Consider the following 14,710-nt stretch of genomic DNA (forward strand, 5'->3'; position numbering starts at 1 on the left):
GCCCAAGGGCCCGGTCAGACCGCCCGGAGGTACTGGTCCGGGACACGGATGTCAGCACCCAGTTCACGGGCCGCCTGCTGGGCCCACGAGGGGTTGCGCAGCAGTTCGCGGCCGAGGAGCACCGCGTCCGCCCGTCCCTCGGTGAGGATCTTCTCGGCCTGCTGCGGTTCGGTGATCAGACCCACCGCAGCCACGGGGAGCGAGGTCTCGTTCCTGACCCGCTCGGCGAACGGCACCTGGTACCCCGGCCCGGCCTCGATGCGGGCGCGCGGGGCGTTGCCGCCGCTGGAGACGTCCAGCAGGTCGACGCCGTGCGCCTGGAGCTCCGCGGCCAGCCGCACGGTCTCGTCGACGGTCCAGCCCTCGCGCTCGTCCTCGTCGTTCTCCGTGAGCCAGTCCGTCGCGGAGACGCGGAAGAAGACCGGCAGTTCCTGCGGCCAGACCTCGCGGACCGCGTCGACGACCTGGAGTGCGAGGCGGGCGCGGTTCTCGAAGCTGCCGCCGTACTCGTCGGTGCGCCGGTTGCTGTGCGGGGAGAGGAACTCGCCGATGAGGTACCCGTGCGCCCCGTGCACCTCGACGACCTGGAATCCCGCCTCGACCGCGCGACGGGCCGCGTCGCGGAACCGGTCGACGATGCCCCGGATCTCCTCGGTGGTCAGCTCGTGCGGCACGGGGTGGCCGTCGTCGAAGGGCAGCGGGCTGGGGGCGACGGGCGTCCAGCCGTGCGCCTCGGGTCCGACCGGGGCCCCGCCCAGCCAGGGAGCGGCCGTGGACGCCTTGCGCCCGGCGTGGGCGAGCTGGATGCCGGGAACGGATCCCTGTTCCTTGATGAAGTCGGTGATCCGGCGGAAGGCGGCGACCTGGGTGTCGTTCCAGATGCCGAGATCGGCGGGGCTGATCCGGCCCTCGGGGCTGACGGCCGTCGCCTCGGTGAGGATGAGCCCGGTGCCGCCGATGGCCCGCGCCGCGAGATGGGCGAAGTGCCAGTCGGTCGCGACGCCCGCCTCCGGCCCGACGGGAGCGGCGCTGTACTGGCACATGGGCGCCATCCAGACCCGGTTGGGAATGACGAGCGACCGCAGGGTGTAGGGCTCGAAGAGGGCACTCACGTCGGACTCCGTTTCGACGGTACGGAAGAATCGTTAGTACGATACACACCGTACTACGACGTCCGTCAAATTACGACGCTCTTCGTACAAGGGAGGTCCGGGTGGGCCTCGGGACCCCGTCATCCGCCTCCGGTCCGCTGCCGCAGCGCGATGCCTGCGTCCGCGTCGTACGCCTGGGTCCAGCTGCGCCCGGCGCCCGACCTCCAGACGACGTGGGCGGTGGCCCCGTCGACCCTGACCTCCTCCACCGTCATGGTCCGGTCGCCGTCCCGTACGTCCCCGCGCCGCAGCTCGCGCGCCGGGACGGTGACGGGCTCCGCCGGCCGGGCACTCTCCGCCTCGTCCGCCGCGCGGGCGAGGGCCGCCGCCAGTTCCCGGGCCCGGCCGGGGGTGCAGCTCAGCGAGAGTCCGCCCGAGGGCGCCGAGGCCCTGAGCCCGACCCGCGCCCCGACGGGCACCACCTCCAGGGACGCCCCGCGTCCGTCGCCGTCCTCGAACCCGCCGCCGTGTCCGCCCGCCATCGCCGCACTCTCCCTTCCTCACCCGGTCCGCCGGCCGGCCCGGTACGGCCCGACGCCCTTCGGCGGGCCCCGGGCCGGTCATCCAGATTTCAGCACACGGGCGTTCCGCAGCCGGGCCGGTGCCCGGTCAGCGCTCGGCCACGACGACGTAGAACGTCACGGCCGCCAGGAAGGGCCCGGTGGCGAGGTGGTCGAGCCAGCGCCGGGCCGCTTCCCCGGTGAGGTGCCCGGCCTCGACGGCCCGCCGCGTGGTGCGCTCCAGCCCGAGGATCTCGTCGGCGGCGCGGACGTCCCGGAACACGGAGGTGATCGGGAGGACCGTCGGCACCGCGAATCCGGCGTCCGCCGCCAGCCGGGGCAGCCGGCTGCCGATGCGGGCGTTGCGGACGACTTCGTCCGTGACGTACCGGGTGTATGCCTGCGACAGGCCGCCGTCCGGGTGGTCGACCGTCAGCGTGCCCCAGTCCGGCTCCCCCATGACGAGCCGCCCGCCGGGCCGGAGCACCCGCCACGCCTCGCCGAGCGCCCGGGCGGGATCGGCGACGTGCTGCAGGACCCGGTCGGTACGGGCCCGGTCGACGCCGCCGTCCGGCAGCGGCAGTTCGTGGAGATCGCCGAGCCGGACGGTCACGTTGTCCCGTCCGGCGGTACGCTCCCCGGCGGCCGCCACCGCGGACTCGTCGTGGTCGACGCCGATCACGGTCCCCGTCGCGGTGACCACGTCGGCCAGCGCGCCGAGATCGGTGCCGGGGCCGCACCCGAGGTCGGCCACCGTCAGCCCCGCCCCGATCCCGAGTTCGTCGAGCATCCGCTTCTTGTAGGACCGGCCCGGTTCGGTGGCCGCGACCCGGTCGAGGTAGGCGATCGGGTCGGGGACAACGGTTTCGAACAAGAATGAGTTCATCGGCCCAGTCAACCAACTCCCTTGCTCCCGCGCGCTCCTGAGCACACCGGAGCCCTCCTCGGCCGGTTCTCCCCGGGCGGCGGCATCATCGGAGCCCGGGGAGAACGTTGCCCGCACGCGCCGGACGCCCGGGCCGCCCGGCGCGTGCGGGGAAGCACACGACGGGCGGCCTGCGCCGGAACCGGATTCCGGAGCCGTCGGCTCAGCCGTGCCAGACCTTCACGTAGCCGACGTTGTTGTTGTAGATCTCGTCACCGAAGCTCTCCGGGAGGGCGAAGGACTTCGAGTGGGTCTTCGCGATGTTGGTCAGCCTGAGCTTGTTGCACTGACCGTATCCCCTGATCGACGAGAGGCTGTCCTTCCAGTCGTCGCTGGGCTCGAACCCGTACCCCGCGCCGTCGCACGTCCCGTAGCTGCCGTAGATGTCGGAGATCATCTTGCCCTTGTAGCCGCCGTCCGAGTACCACGTCATCAGCTTCGTCGACCCCGCGAGACGAAGACCCTGGCGGGCCTCTTCCGGGGAGTTCGACGAGCACGACTCGCGGAGCGTCTCCAGCTTTCCGGAGGCGCCCTTCTGCCCCACCACCTTCGCGCAGTACTTGACCGCGGCGGTTGCTTCCGCCGGCGCCGCGGTGGCGGGAGCGGCCAGGGCCGCGGTGCCGGCGATCATCGCGGTGCCGATCACGCCGGTCGCGATGGCTCCGATCCGGGAACGGTTGAACTTCATGGGAAATCCCTTCTCTTATGGAGGGAGAGCGGGATATGAGCTGCCATGTCCCGCTCTCGCCCCGGTGTACGAGAAAGGTCGCAGCAGCTCACGGCGGCCGGGAAGATTGTTCGGCCGAGGCCGAATGTGGGGCCGGGCGGTTCCGGATGCCGGACCGGCCGGCGGGACACGGCGGCACCCGGGGGCGGAGCCGGGCCCGGCGTTCAGGACTCCAGTGCCTGGTGTATCTGTCTGCGGGTCAGCTTGTGTCCGACACGGGTGGACAGCCGGTGCAGTTCGGGCCGGCCCAGGGCGTGCGGGAAGCGGGCCAGGGAGCGTACGGCCGCGCCGGTCGACGAGGTCCGCAGGGGCGGGCGTTCCACCAGGGCGCCGAGGACGCGGATCGATTCGGGGCACGGCGGGAGCAGCGGGAGCAGCCGTACGAGGCCCACGAGCGCGGGCAGGTTGTACGGGTCGTAGGCGCCGTCGTCGCGGCCCCCGCCCTCGGCCGCGAGGTCCAGCCAGGGGATCACCGTGTCCCGGACCCGCCCGGGTCCGAGCGGATCGGCGAGGGCGAGCGCCCGGCGCTCCCAGGACCGGGCGGGGTGTCCGGCCGGTGCGCGCAGCGCGTGCGCCACGAGGGCGTGCCAGGAATCGCCGAGCACGGGCAGTTCGGCCAGGACCCGGTCGGCCCAGCGGTCACCGGGGTCGAGCACGGGTCCGCGCAGCCTGCCGAGCACCGGCTCCACGCACTCCCGCGGCCAGGAACCCTCCAGGGCCGAGCGGCGGAGCAGTCCGACGACCTCGTCGTGCGGCTGTCGGCCCGCGTCCAGCAGCGCGTGGGCGCAGGTCCACAGGTCGTCCTCCGTCCCGCAGGACCAGAGCCGGTCCGCCTTGTCCCTCAGCAGGGCCTCCCAGGCATCGCACCAGGAGCGTTCCGCGAAGCCTCGCGACACGGCGGCGAGCAGCACCGGAGCGCGCTTCCCGGCATCGGTGCCGTTCCGCTCCGGAGTCATGTGCTCGGCGAACGACCGGGCCAGCACGAGCCGTTGGTCCTCCGGCAGGCCGCGCAGCACCGCCATGACACCGAGTCCGTCGTCCCACCATCCGCTCCCCGGGAGGAGCAGGGCGCGCGACAGCGCCATCGGGTCGCCCCTGTCGACGAGCCCCCGGACGTACTCCACCCGCTCCCGTGACTCCCACGGCGATGTCACCGGTTCCATGTCTCCCGACCGTACGGGCCACCACTGACAACGCCGGGCCGTCCGGTGGGGTGCCCCGGCGGAATCCCGCCGTCCGCCCGGCCGCGGGGCGTCCGCCCGCCGGTCACGAGAAATGTCCGTTGCGGACCTGCCGTGCCTCTGCGTAGCGTCACCGGTCATGACGAGCCCTGCCCTGAGCACCGCACGACTGTGTCTGGAGCCGTACGCGCCCGGCGACGAGGAGGACTTCGTCGCGCTCTTCCAGGACCACCGGGTTTCCCGCTGGATGGGGAACGGGCCCTGCACCGAGGCCGAGGACCGCGCCCTGTTCGGGCGGATCTTCAGCAAGGTGTACGCCCAGGACCTGTTCGACGTGTGGGCGGTCCGGCACGGGGGCCGGTTCGTCGGGCACGCCGAGATCAAGCCGTCCGAGGAGGTGGGCGGCCACGAAATCGTCTACGCGCTGGCCGTCACCGCGTGGGGGCGCGGGTTCGGCACCGAGATCGCCGAGGTGCTGACCGGCTACGGCTTCGGCACGCTCGGGCTTCCCGAGGTGCACGCCACGGTGGCCGCCGAGAACGCCGCGTCCCTGGCGCTGTTGGGCCGGATCGGGTTCCGGCACGTCCGGGACATGCTGGAGGACGACGGCAGCACGACCCGGGTGCTGACCCGCTCCGCCCCGCCCCACCCCCACGCCGACGCCGACGCCGACGCCGACGCCGACGCGCGAGTCTGACCCCGGCCTGTACCCGGCCCGGGGCCCCGGCCGGTCAGCCCCGGTAGACGTCCAGGTAGCCGCACATGCCGAACTCCCCGTGTCCGGAGGGCCGTTCCGCGTGCACTTGGGCGTCGCCGAGATAACCGCCGTCCCCGCGCTCCAGCGCGTCGAGCCGTTCGCCGGTCGCCGCGGAAGCGGCGGCGGCTCCCCGCCGCCAGCGGTCGCGCCAGTCCTCGATCCGGGGGCGCACGAGCGCGGCCGCCGCCCGGTGGAAGGCGGCGAGCGGCGCGGGGTCGCCCGCCTCGGTGGATTCGCGCAGGGCGAGGAAGCCCTCGACCGCGAGGTCGCGGCGCGCCCGGGCGGCCCGTTCCCGTTCCGCCTCGGAGCCGTCGACGGGCAGGGCGGCCACCGCCCGGTAGGTCTCCGGGTCCGTCAGGTGCTCCGGCGGCAGGGTGAGCACGGCGTCGCCCGCCTCGGGCAGCCCGCCGTTCTCCATCAGGACGACGAGCCGCAGCCCGTCCCCGGCGACGAGCCGGTGGATCGTGCCCGGCGCGAACCGGACCAGCGCGCCGGGCGAGAGCGGCGTCCGCCGGAATCCCGAGGCGGTGAGGGTCTGCACCGAGCCCGTGCCCCCGACCACCACGTACCCCTCGGAACAGGCGAGGTGGAGATGGGGCGTCCCGCCGCGCAGGCCGTCCGCGGCGGGCCAGTCGTAGACCCGCAGGTGGGACACCGCGACGCCGCCGGGCAACCCCTCGAAGGTGGGCACAGTCGCTCCTCCGCCCTTTCGTCCGGGCGCTCCGCGCCGGATGCTTGGCAAGCGCTTTCCACGCCGGTCCGTACGGTACTCGCACCGCCCTTGACGCGACAGCCCCCGGATTCCGGTGCCGCCCTGCGGGCCGGTGTCAGTGGTGGGGTGCAGACTGGCCCGTATCCGGCACAACGGCGTTTCGGGAGGTTCGGTCATGACCGACGTACTGCTCACCGTGGGCACCCGCAAGGGACTCTTCATCGGCCGCAGGCACGGTGGCGGGTGGGAGTTCGACGGCCCGCACTTCAACGCACAGGCGATCTACTCGGTCGCCATCGACACCCGGAGGAAGGTCCCCCGGCTGCTGGTCGGCGGCGACAGTTCGCACTGGGGCCCTTCGGTCTTCCACTCCGACGACCTGGGCAGGACGTGGGTGGAGCCGCAGCAGCCGGCCGTGAAGTTCCCCCGGTTCACCGGGGCTTCGCTGGAGCGGGTCTGGCAGCTGCACCCGGCGGGCCCCGAGGCGCCCGATGTCGTGTACGCGGGGACGGAGCCCGCCGCGCTGTTCCGCTCCGAGGACGGCGGGGAGTCGTTCGAGCTGGTCCGTCCGCTGTGGGAGCACCCGACGCGTTCGCGGTGGGAGCCCGGCGGCGGCGGCGAGGGCCTGCACACCGTCCTGACGGACCGGAGGGACCCCCGCGCCGTCACCGTGGCGGTGTCCACGGCCGGGGTGTTCCGCACCAAGGACGGCGGCGCGAGCTGGGCCCCGTCGAACAAGGGGGTGTCGGCGGTCTTCCTGCCCGACCCGAATCCGGAGTTCGGCCAGTGCGTCCACAAAGTGACCAGGGACGCGGTCGACCCCGACCGGCTCTACCTCCAGAACCACTGGGGGGTGTTCCGCAGCGACGACTCCGGGGACAACTGGACCGACATCGGGCGGGGCCTGCCCTCGGACTTCGGTTTCGCCGCGGCCGCGCACCCGCACCGCCCGAACACGGTGTACGTCTTCCCGATCAACGCCGATTCCGACCGGGTGCCCGCCGAGCACCGCTGCCGGGTGTTCCGCACCGACGACGCGGGCGGGACCTGGGAGCCGCTGTCGGCCGGTCTGCCCGAGGGCACCCATTACGGCACGGTGCTGCGGGACGCCCTGTGCACGGACGACGCCGACCCGGCGGGCGTCTACTTCGGCAATCGCAACGGCGAGGTGTACGCGAGCGCGGACGACGGGGACAGCTGGCAGCAGCTCGCCTCGCACCTGCCGGACGTCTTCTGCGTGCGGGCGGCGGTCATCGACGCCTGACCCCCGCAGTCGGCCGGACCCTCCGGCGCGATCGGCCCGCCCCGGGGCTCCCGGGGTGTTTTCGAAAAGCCCGCCGAGCCCGGTGACGGGAACGGCACCGGCCCCCGGAGGGGGCGGCGCCGTTCCCGTGCCGTGCCGGACCGCGAGCGGCCGCGCTACGGCAGTCGCCAGTCCACCGCCGGAGCGCCCTGGCCGAGCAGGAGTTCGTTGGTGCGGCTGAACGGGCGCGAGCCGAAGAAGCCGCGGTCCGCCGACATCGGCGAGGGGTGCGCGGACTCGATCGCCGGATAGTCGCCGAGGAACGGCCGGAGGTTGCGGGCGTCGCGCCCCCACAGCACGGACACCAGTGGTTTGCCGCGCGCGGCCAGTGCCCGGATGGCCTGTTCGGTCACTTCCTCCCAGCCCTTGCCGCGGTGCGCGCCCGGCTTGCGGGGGGCCGTGGTGAGCGCCCTGTTCAGCAGCAGCACACCCTGGCGCGTCCAGGGCGTCAGGTCGCCGTTGGACGGGCGCGGCAGGCCCAGGTCCGTGTGCATTTCCCGGAAGATGTTCTCCAGGCTGCCGGGCACCTGGCGGATCTCGGGGGCCACCGAGAAGCTCAGCCCCATCGCCATTCCGGGTGTCGGATAGGGGTCCTGACCGACGATCAGGACGCGTACCTCGTCGAAGGGCTGCTGGAACGCGCGCAGGACGTTCGCCCCGGCCGGCAGGTAGGTGCGGCCGGCCGCGACCTCCGCCCGCAGGAAATCGCCCATCGCGGCGATGTGTCCGGCCACGGGGGCGAGTGCCTCGGCCCAACCGGGCTCTACTACTTCATTCAAGGGTCGTGGTGCCACGGTGGATCACTCTACCGGCGTAGTCGGACAACTCCCGTCCGTTCCCACCCGCATCGACCCGCACCACCCCGCATCGGCCCGGAGCCGCCCGCCGAAGCGGGACGGCCGCTCCCCCGGTCCCGGTCCGCGGGGGTGGGGATAGGCTGCCGCCGTCGTGATCCCCTTCCCCGTTGGAGCCGGTCCATGAGCTCAGCCAGGCGTTCGCCGGAAAGCACCGCTGCGGCCTCGGGGCCGTACGTGCTCGGCGTGGACTCGGGCGGTTCGGGGCTGCGGGTGGCGCTGGGCGCGGTCGAGGCGTCCGGCCCGGTGGCGACGGCGGTCTGCGCCGGCCCGGTGCGCACCGGGCCGGCCGGGATCGACGCGGACCACCTGCTGGAACAACTGCTGCCCGCCGCCCGCCGGTTGCTGGAGGAGCACGGCGGTGCGGACGGCCGCGGGATCGGGGCGGTGGCGATCGGCGCCGCCGGCATGGCGACGCTCGGCGGGCAGTTGCGCGCGGAGCTGCCGTCGGCCCTGGAGAAGGCGCTCGGGGTGCGGCGGCTGGCCCTCGCCGCCGACGCGGTGACCGCGTACGCGGGAGCGGTCGGCCAGCGTCCGGGCGCCGTCGTCGCGGGTGGCACGGGCATGATCGCGCTGGGCACGGACCTGCGGAGCTGGCGCCGGGCCGACGGCTGGGGGCACCTGCTGGGCGACAGCGGCGGCGGCGCCTGGATCGGCCGGGCCGGACTGGAGGCGGCCATGCGCGCCCACGACGGGCGGCGCGGCGGGTCCGCCGCACTGCTGGCCCGGCTGGAGGCGGTGTTCGGACCGGCTCCGGAACTGCCGGGGCTGCTCTATCCGCGTACCGACCGCCCCGCCGTACTGGCCTCGTTCGCGCCCGAGGTCGCGGCGTGCGCCGGGGACGACCCGGTCGCCGCGGGCATCCTGCGCGAGGCCGCCGGACACGTCGCGGACGCGGCCGCGGCGGTGTGTCCCGAGGCCGGGGCCGACGGCGAGCCGTGCGAGGTGGCGCTGACGGGCGGTCTGTTCCGGATGGGCGATCCGCTGCTGCGGCCGTTGCGCGCGGAGCTGGCGCGCCGGCTTCCGCGGGCACGGGTGGTCCCCGGTTCGGGTGATCCGCTGACGGGCGCGCTCGTCATCGCCCGGGCGCTGGCGACCGGGGACCTGCTGCTGCCCCGCCATCCGACCCTGCTCGGCGTGCCTGGTGACGGGCCTGCGCGAGAAAACGAGTAGGAGGCGACAGAGCAGGACAGTCGACAGGTATGCCACTCATCGGATAAAAGGGGACAGATGTCGCCCGTCCGGGCCCTCCCCGAACAGAGGCGCACCCAAAACCAGTAGCATGCGGCGCCATGAGCACCCCCACTGGGCCCGCTTCCGGCCTGCCTGTACGAATGCCGCGACCTCGCCAGTCCGGACGGCACCGCCGCCCGGAGCCCGTGGTCGCACCCGAGGGCGCCGCCGCGCTCGTCCTCGCCATCCCCGGTACCCCCTCCTCGGCCACCCGCGGTCTGGCCGAGGAAGTGATCAGCATCGCCCGTTCCGAGCTGCCCGGCCTCAACGCCCGGATCGGTTACCTCGACGGCGACGACGCCGAGTACCCCACGCTCTCCTCCGTCCTCGCCCACTGCGCCGCCGAGCGCGTCGCGCGCTACGAGCAGGCGCAGGCCGCGGGCCGTGAGGTCGCCGAGCCCGAGGGGCCGTCCGCCGTCGTCGTACCGCTGCTCGCGGGACCCGACAGCGCCCTGATCCGGCGGATACGGCAGGCGGTGATGGACAGCGGCACGCAGGCCGAGCTGACCGACGTGCTGGGCCCGCACCCGCTGCTCGCCGAGGCTCTGCACGTGCGCCTCTCCGAGGCCGGGCTGGCCCGCGCCGACCGGGCGAGGCTCTTCACGGTGGCGACGGCCGCCGACGGCATCGTGCTGGCGACGGTGGGCGGCGAGGAGGCCGTGCAGGCCGCCGGGATCACCGGCATGCTGCTGGCCGCCCGGCTGGCGGTGCCCGTGATGGCCGCGGCGCTCGACGTGGAGGGTTCCGTCGCGTCGATCGCCGAGCAGCTCACCGGGTCCGGCTCGGTGCAGCTCGCGGTGGCGCCGTACCTGGTCGGCCCGGAGGTGGCCGAGGGTCTGCTGGACGCCGCCGCGAAGGAGGCCGGCTGCGCGACGGCCGAGCCGCTCGGTGCGTACCCGGCGATCGGCAAGCTCGTGCTGTCGATGTACATGACGACGCTCGGGATCACGCCGGTGACGCCGCAGGGCGCCCAGGCGCACTGACCCGGTGCCGGGTTCCCGGCGGCCCAGCCGTCCGCGAGCGCCGGACGGGACCGGTCCTCCGGTCCCGTCCGGCGCTCGTGCCGTGTGCGGGGTGCGGTCAGCCGAAGATCACGCAGGAGGCGGCGGGAACGTCCAGTGAGCCGGCCCGCTCCGGGACGCCGGTCTCCGGGTCGACGTCGAACCAGGTGACGTTCCCGGACCGCTCGTTGGCCGCGTACAGCCTGCGCCCGGTGGGGTCGAGCGCGAGATCGCGCGGCCAGTGCCCGCCGCAGTCCACGGCCGTGACCGGGGTGACCCGCTCGCCGGTGGGGTCGAGCGCGAGGACGGAGATGCTGTCGGGGCCCCGGTTGGCGGTCCAGAGGAACCGTCCGTCGGGCGAGACGACCACCTCGGACGGGTACGCCGCCGCGTCGCTGTCCGCCGGCGCCCCGTCCGGCAGCACGGGCGTCTCCCCGACCGGCTCCAGGACTCCGGCGGCGGCGTTCCACCGGCACGTGGTGACGGTGGGTTCCAGCTCGTTCAGGACGTAGGCGTGGCCGCCGGCGGGGTGGAAGGCCAGGTGGCGCGGGCCCGTGCCCGGCCGCAGGGGCGTCTCTCCGTGCGGCCGCAGCTCCCCGGTGGCCGGGTCGAGCGCGCAGATCCGTACGGAGTCGGTCCCCAGGTCCACGGACAGGACCCAGTTCCCCGACGGGTCCGGCAGCACCTGGTGGGCGTGCGGGGACCGCTGGCGGTCGGGGTTCGGGCCGCTGCCCTCGTGCCGGAGCACGGAGGCGGCCGGGCCGAGCGAGCCGTCCGCCCTGACGGGCAGGGCGGTGACGCTGCCGGAGTTGTAGTTGGCGGTGAGCAGGTGGCCGCCCGCGAGCGCCAGATGGGTCGGGCCGCCGCCGTCCACCGGGCGGGTCCCGTCGACCGGCCGCGGTACGTCGCCGGTGACGTCCAGCGCGGCCGCCGCGCCGTCCTCGGTCTCGCTGACCGCGTAGAGCACGCCGCCGGCCGGGCCCGTGCCCCGGCCGAGAGCGAGGTACGAGGGGTCGGGCACCGCGTCCGTGGCGCCGAGGGCGGTCAGCGCCCCGGACTTCGCGTCCACGGCGGCGACGGTGATTCCCGGTCCGCCCGCCGAGGTGAACGAGCCGATGAACGCCCGTGTCGCACCGCTGTCGCTGCCCATCGCACTGCCCCTCTCGGCCGACTGATCACGGCCGCGCACGGCCGTGATCTTCCGGGGCGACGGTAGCAGTGACCGCCCTGGTACGGACCAGCGCCTCGGTCACCGGCCCGGTGCGACGGGGCGGTTCACGCTCCGACCAGCGGCGCCCCGGGGTCGGAGCGCAGCGGTGCGGCGAGTTCGGCGAGCGCCCGTTCCAGGCCGTGCAGATGGGCGAGCGCGGGTCCGGCCGCGGCCGGGTGCGGCGGGAGACTCGGGACGGGGTCCGTGCCGTGCGGCGGTTTCGGGGTCGTCAGGGCCTCCACGGACGCCTCCACGCGCCAGCAGGCGGCGGCGAGCCGGGCGTCGTGGCTGGCTTCCGGGTCGGCCGCGACGGAGGCCAGGCCGCGCACCTCGCGGGCGCAGTCGTCCAGCAGCGCGAGCACCTGCCCGGCGCGGACCCGGCGGGCCCGCAGCGGGCTCAGCGGGTGGACCAGCGGGGCCAGGGACAGCCGCACCCGGCCCAGGAGCGCCTCCAGTTCGGCGATCCGGGGCGCCGGGTCCGCGGTGGGCGATCCCGAGAGCCGGGCGGCGGCCTCCGCGGTGCAGGCGTGCACACAGCGCAGGGCCCGCTGGATCCAGGCGTCGGTCGTGGCGTGCGTGGTGACGGGCAGGACGAGGAGCACCGCGAGCATCGCGCCGAGCGCGCCCACGCCGGTCTCGGCCAGTCGCAGCGCGAGCAGCGCCGGGTCCAGTACGCCGAGGAGTCCGTAGAGCGCGCCGGCCATCACCGTGACCGAGAGGACCATCCAGGTGTAGGAGACCGCCGCGGTGTAGAAGATGCCGAAGACCCCGGCGGCGACGAGGAGCGCGGTGGGCGCGGGCGCCCCGTGCAGGGGGACGACGACGGCCAGGCCGACGGGGATGCCGATCAGCGTGCCCAGGATCCGGCGGAAGCCGCGCACCAGCGTCTCGCCGCGCGAGGCGGTGTTCACGAACACCCACCAGGTGGCGCCCACGGCCCAGTACCACCGTTCCTCGGAGAGGAGCAGTCCCGCCGTGAGGGCGAGGGCGCCGCCGGCGGTCGCCTGGACCGCCTGGCGCGTGGTCGCCCTGGCCAGGCCCCGGCCGGTCACCGGGGCGAGGGCGACGGCGGGCGGCTGCCGCCGCTCGTAGCACCACAGGCCGAAGCGGACGGTCGAGGAGACGAGCAGCGAGAGGGCGATCGCGGTGTACAGCTCGGGCAGTTGCCCCGGCAGGGTGTGGAGGAACTGCGCGGTGAAGAAGGCCATGAACGCGAACACGCCGAGCGAGTGGCCGCGCGGCCCCCAGCGCCGGGCGTACACGCCCGCGCCCACGATCACGAGGAAGACCGCGTCGCGCGCCATCGGGTGGTCGTGCAGCCCCGCGGCGAGAGCGAGCACGGGGAAACCGGCGACGGGCAGCAGGGCCGTGGTGACCGCCTGGCCGCGCACCGTGGTGTCCAGCACCGTGAACAGGGCCAGCAGGGCGGCGAGGCCGCCGGTGATGGCCGCGACGAGCGAGTGGCCGGTCAGTCCGCACAGCGCGACGGCCGCTCCGATGCCGAGGACGGCCCGGAGGGCGCCGCGCAGCCGCGCCCGGCCCGGGTCCGGGGAAACGAACATCCTCTTCAGCACCGCATGCTCCCGCTTCAGCGCACCGGCTCCGTGCACCGGCATGAAAAAGGCGCCGCGGAGATCCGCAGCGCCATCGACGGGTACATCACAACATCTTTCCGAATCATGGCTCAACTCGGCGCGAAAGCGATGGGCCATTGGCCCAGTGAACCGCCCGTCCGGCGCACCACGGGTAAGCCAACGGACCGGCGGCGCACCGTGTCCGGGCCGTCCCGTCGCGCCGTGGACCGGTGGCGACGGGACGGCGCTCCCGCGGCGGGAGCCGGGCCCGTCAGCGGGTCGGCGTCCGTTCCTCGGCGGGGGTCAGGAGGTGGGTCAGATGGCGGGCCGACGCCTCCCAGGACCAGGTCTCCTCGACCCAGGCGCGGCCCGCGGCGCCCATCGCGGCCCGGTCGGGGTCGAGGAGTATGCGGGTCAGCGCCTCGGCGACGGCCGTGTGGTCGGTGCCGTCCACGACCCGGCCGGTCCTGCCGTCGAGCACGGTGTCCGGGGCGCCGCCCGAGTCGCCGACGACCACCGGCAGCCCGCTCGCCGCCGCCTCCAGGAAAACGATCCCGAGCCCTTCGGCCTCCAGTCCGGCCCTGCGGGTGCGGCACGGCATCGCGAAGACGTCCGCCGCGGCGTAGTAGGGGGGCGTGTCGGTGTGCGACACACCGCCCACGAAGCGGACGGCTCCCCCGCCGTGGCGTTCGGCCAGCTTGCGCAGCCGGGCCTCGTCGGGACCCTGGCCGACCACCACCAGCACCGCGTCGGGCACCTTGCTCCGGATCAGCGGCAGGGCCCGGATCAGCATGTCCTGCCCCTTGCGGGGGACGAGCCTGGCGACGCACAGGATGATGCGCGCCCCGTCCGGGCCGAGTCCGGCCCGCAGCTCCGCCGCGTCGGCGGGCGGCCGGTACGTCTCGGCGTCGACGCCGGGCACCAGCCGGCTCATGTGCACTCCCGGGCCGAGGGCGGGCCGGATCCGGTCGCGGGTGTACTGCCCCAGGTAGGTGACGACGTCGACGCCGCGGCCCATCCGGCGCATGAGCCCGCGCGCGCCGGGGGTCCGGGCCCACCAGATCTCGTGGCCGTGCGTGGTGGCCACGATGCGCCGCACGCCGCTGCGGCGCAGGGCCGGCGCCATCAGGGCCAGGGGGGCGGCGGCCCCGAACCAGACCCGGTCGCAGCCGTGGCTCCGGGCTATCTCGACGGCCCTGCGGGTCGCCCGGGCGGTCGGCAGCAGCGTGCGGCTGCGGTCCCGTACGACGGGGAACGGGAGCCGCGCGTCGTAGGCGGTGTCCCCGGGCTCGTGCGAGGTGTAGACGACCACGTCGTCGTCGGGCACGCGGGTGGCCATCGCGTGGACGAAGGTTTCGATGCCGCCCTGGCGGGGCGGGAAGTCGTTGGTGATGACGAGGGTGGAGCCCATGGGGATATCGGTTCCTTCGGCTGGACGGGATCGGTCGGTCCGCGGGGAAGCGGGGTGCGGGCACGGACGTGGTGCCGCACGGCCGTTTTCGGGCAGGCGGATGTCTCCGGGCGGGTGTTTTCGGGCAGGCGGGCGTTTTCGGGCAGGCGGAAACGGACGGTGCGCACGGGT

The 14,710-nt window shown here is 74.5% G+C and carries 14 protein-coding genes; 4 read left to right on the forward strand and 10 right to left on the reverse strand.

Annotation, left to right across the window (positions count from 1 at the left end):
• Positions 1-14: 14 nt before the first annotated feature.
• The 5 genes from ACFYW1_RS25650 to ACFYW1_RS25670 all read right to left on the reverse strand — a co-directional run bounded on the left by ACFYW1_RS25650 (position 15) and on the right by ACFYW1_RS25670 (position 4,466).
• Positions 15-1,112, reverse strand: a complete 1,098-nt coding sequence (locus tag ACFYW1_RS25650) for an NADH:flavin oxidoreductase/NADH oxidase (protein ID WP_388997650.1) — start codon at positions 1,110-1,112, stop codon at positions 15-17.
• 119 nt (positions 1,113-1,231) lie between these two features.
• Positions 1,232-1,633 (reverse strand): hypothetical protein, encoded by a 402-nt coding sequence (locus ACFYW1_RS25655; RefSeq protein WP_388997653.1) that lies wholly within the window; start codon positions 1,631-1,633, stop codon positions 1,232-1,234.
• 127 nt (positions 1,634-1,760) lie between these two features.
• Positions 1,761-2,537 (reverse strand): methyltransferase domain-containing protein, encoded by a 777-nt coding sequence (locus tag ACFYW1_RS25660; protein ID WP_388997656.1) that lies wholly within the window; start codon positions 2,535-2,537, stop codon positions 1,761-1,763.
• Positions 2,538-2,739: 202 nt separating this feature from the next.
• A complete protein-coding gene (locus ACFYW1_RS25665; protein WP_388997660.1) occupies positions 2,740-3,264 on the reverse strand; it encodes a hypothetical protein in 525 nt (174 codons plus the stop codon).
• Positions 3,265-3,467: 203 nt separating this feature from the next.
• A complete protein-coding gene (locus ACFYW1_RS25670; RefSeq protein WP_388997663.1) occupies positions 3,468-4,466 on the reverse strand; it encodes a hypothetical protein in 999 nt (332 codons plus the stop codon).
• Between the two features lie 157 nt (positions 4,467-4,623).
• On the opposite strand from ACFYW1_RS25670, the gene ACFYW1_RS25675 reads away from it, so the two are divergent.
• Entirely contained in the window at positions 4,624-5,181 is a 558-nt protein-coding gene (locus ACFYW1_RS25675) for a GNAT family N-acetyltransferase (protein WP_388997666.1), read from the forward strand.
• 34 nt (positions 5,182-5,215) lie between these two features.
• On the opposite strand, the gene ACFYW1_RS25680 is transcribed toward ACFYW1_RS25675, so the two are convergent.
• Complete coding sequence (locus ACFYW1_RS25680) at positions 5,216-5,932, reverse strand: cupin domain-containing protein (RefSeq protein ID WP_388997669.1); 717 nt, start codon at positions 5,930-5,932, stop codon at positions 5,216-5,218.
• Positions 5,933-6,128: 196 nt separating this feature from the next.
• Here ACFYW1_RS25680 and ACFYW1_RS25685 point away from each other — a divergent pair, with 196 nt between their 5' ends.
• A complete protein-coding gene (locus ACFYW1_RS25685) occupies positions 6,129-7,217 on the forward strand; it encodes a WD40/YVTN/BNR-like repeat-containing protein (protein WP_388997671.1) in 1,089 nt (362 codons plus the stop codon).
• 155 nt (positions 7,218-7,372) lie between these two features.
• On the opposite strand, the gene ACFYW1_RS25690 is transcribed toward ACFYW1_RS25685, so the two are convergent.
• Positions 7,373-8,050: a uracil-DNA glycosylase gene (locus tag ACFYW1_RS25690; protein WP_388997674.1), complete on the reverse strand. Its 678-nt coding sequence runs from the start codon at positions 8,048-8,050 to the stop codon at positions 7,373-7,375.
• Between the two features lie 183 nt (positions 8,051-8,233).
• On the opposite strand from ACFYW1_RS25690, the gene ACFYW1_RS25695 reads away from it, so the two are divergent.
• Both ACFYW1_RS25695 and ACFYW1_RS25700 read left to right on the forward strand, forming a co-directional pair.
• Positions 8,234-9,283 carry an N-acetylglucosamine kinase gene (locus tag ACFYW1_RS25695; RefSeq protein ID WP_388997676.1) on the forward strand — a complete coding sequence of 350 codons (1,050 nt, stop codon included), beginning with the start codon at positions 8,234-8,236 and terminating at the stop codon, positions 9,281-9,283.
• A gap of 119 nt (positions 9,284-9,402) precedes the next feature.
• Entirely contained in the window at positions 9,403-10,326 is a 924-nt protein-coding gene (locus ACFYW1_RS25700) for a sirohydrochlorin chelatase (RefSeq protein ID WP_388997679.1), read from the forward strand.
• Positions 10,327-10,423: 97 nt separating this feature from the next.
• On the opposite strand, the gene ACFYW1_RS25705 is transcribed toward ACFYW1_RS25700, so the two are convergent.
• From ACFYW1_RS25705 to ACFYW1_RS25715, 3 genes are all read right to left on the reverse strand, one after another.
• Positions 10,424-11,494, reverse strand: coding sequence for a lactonase family protein (locus ACFYW1_RS25705; RefSeq protein WP_388997682.1), 1,071 nt, complete (start codon positions 11,492-11,494; stop codon positions 10,424-10,426).
• Positions 11,495-11,619: 125 nt separating this feature from the next.
• The gene (locus tag ACFYW1_RS25710) at positions 11,620-13,128 is read right to left on the reverse strand and encodes an FUSC family protein (RefSeq protein WP_388997685.1); all 1,509 of its coding nucleotides are present in this window, start codon (positions 13,126-13,128) and stop codon (positions 11,620-11,622) included.
• Positions 13,129-13,399: 271 nt separating this feature from the next.
• Entirely contained in the window at positions 13,400-14,539 is a 1,140-nt protein-coding gene (locus ACFYW1_RS25715; RefSeq protein ID WP_388997688.1) for a glycosyltransferase family 4 protein, read from the reverse strand.
• Between the last annotated feature and the right edge of the window lie 171 nt (positions 14,540-14,710).

Source organism: Streptomyces sp. NPDC002669 (genome assembly GCF_042889165.1).
Lineage (GTDB): Bacteria > Actinomycetota > Actinomycetes > Streptomycetales > Streptomycetaceae > Streptomyces.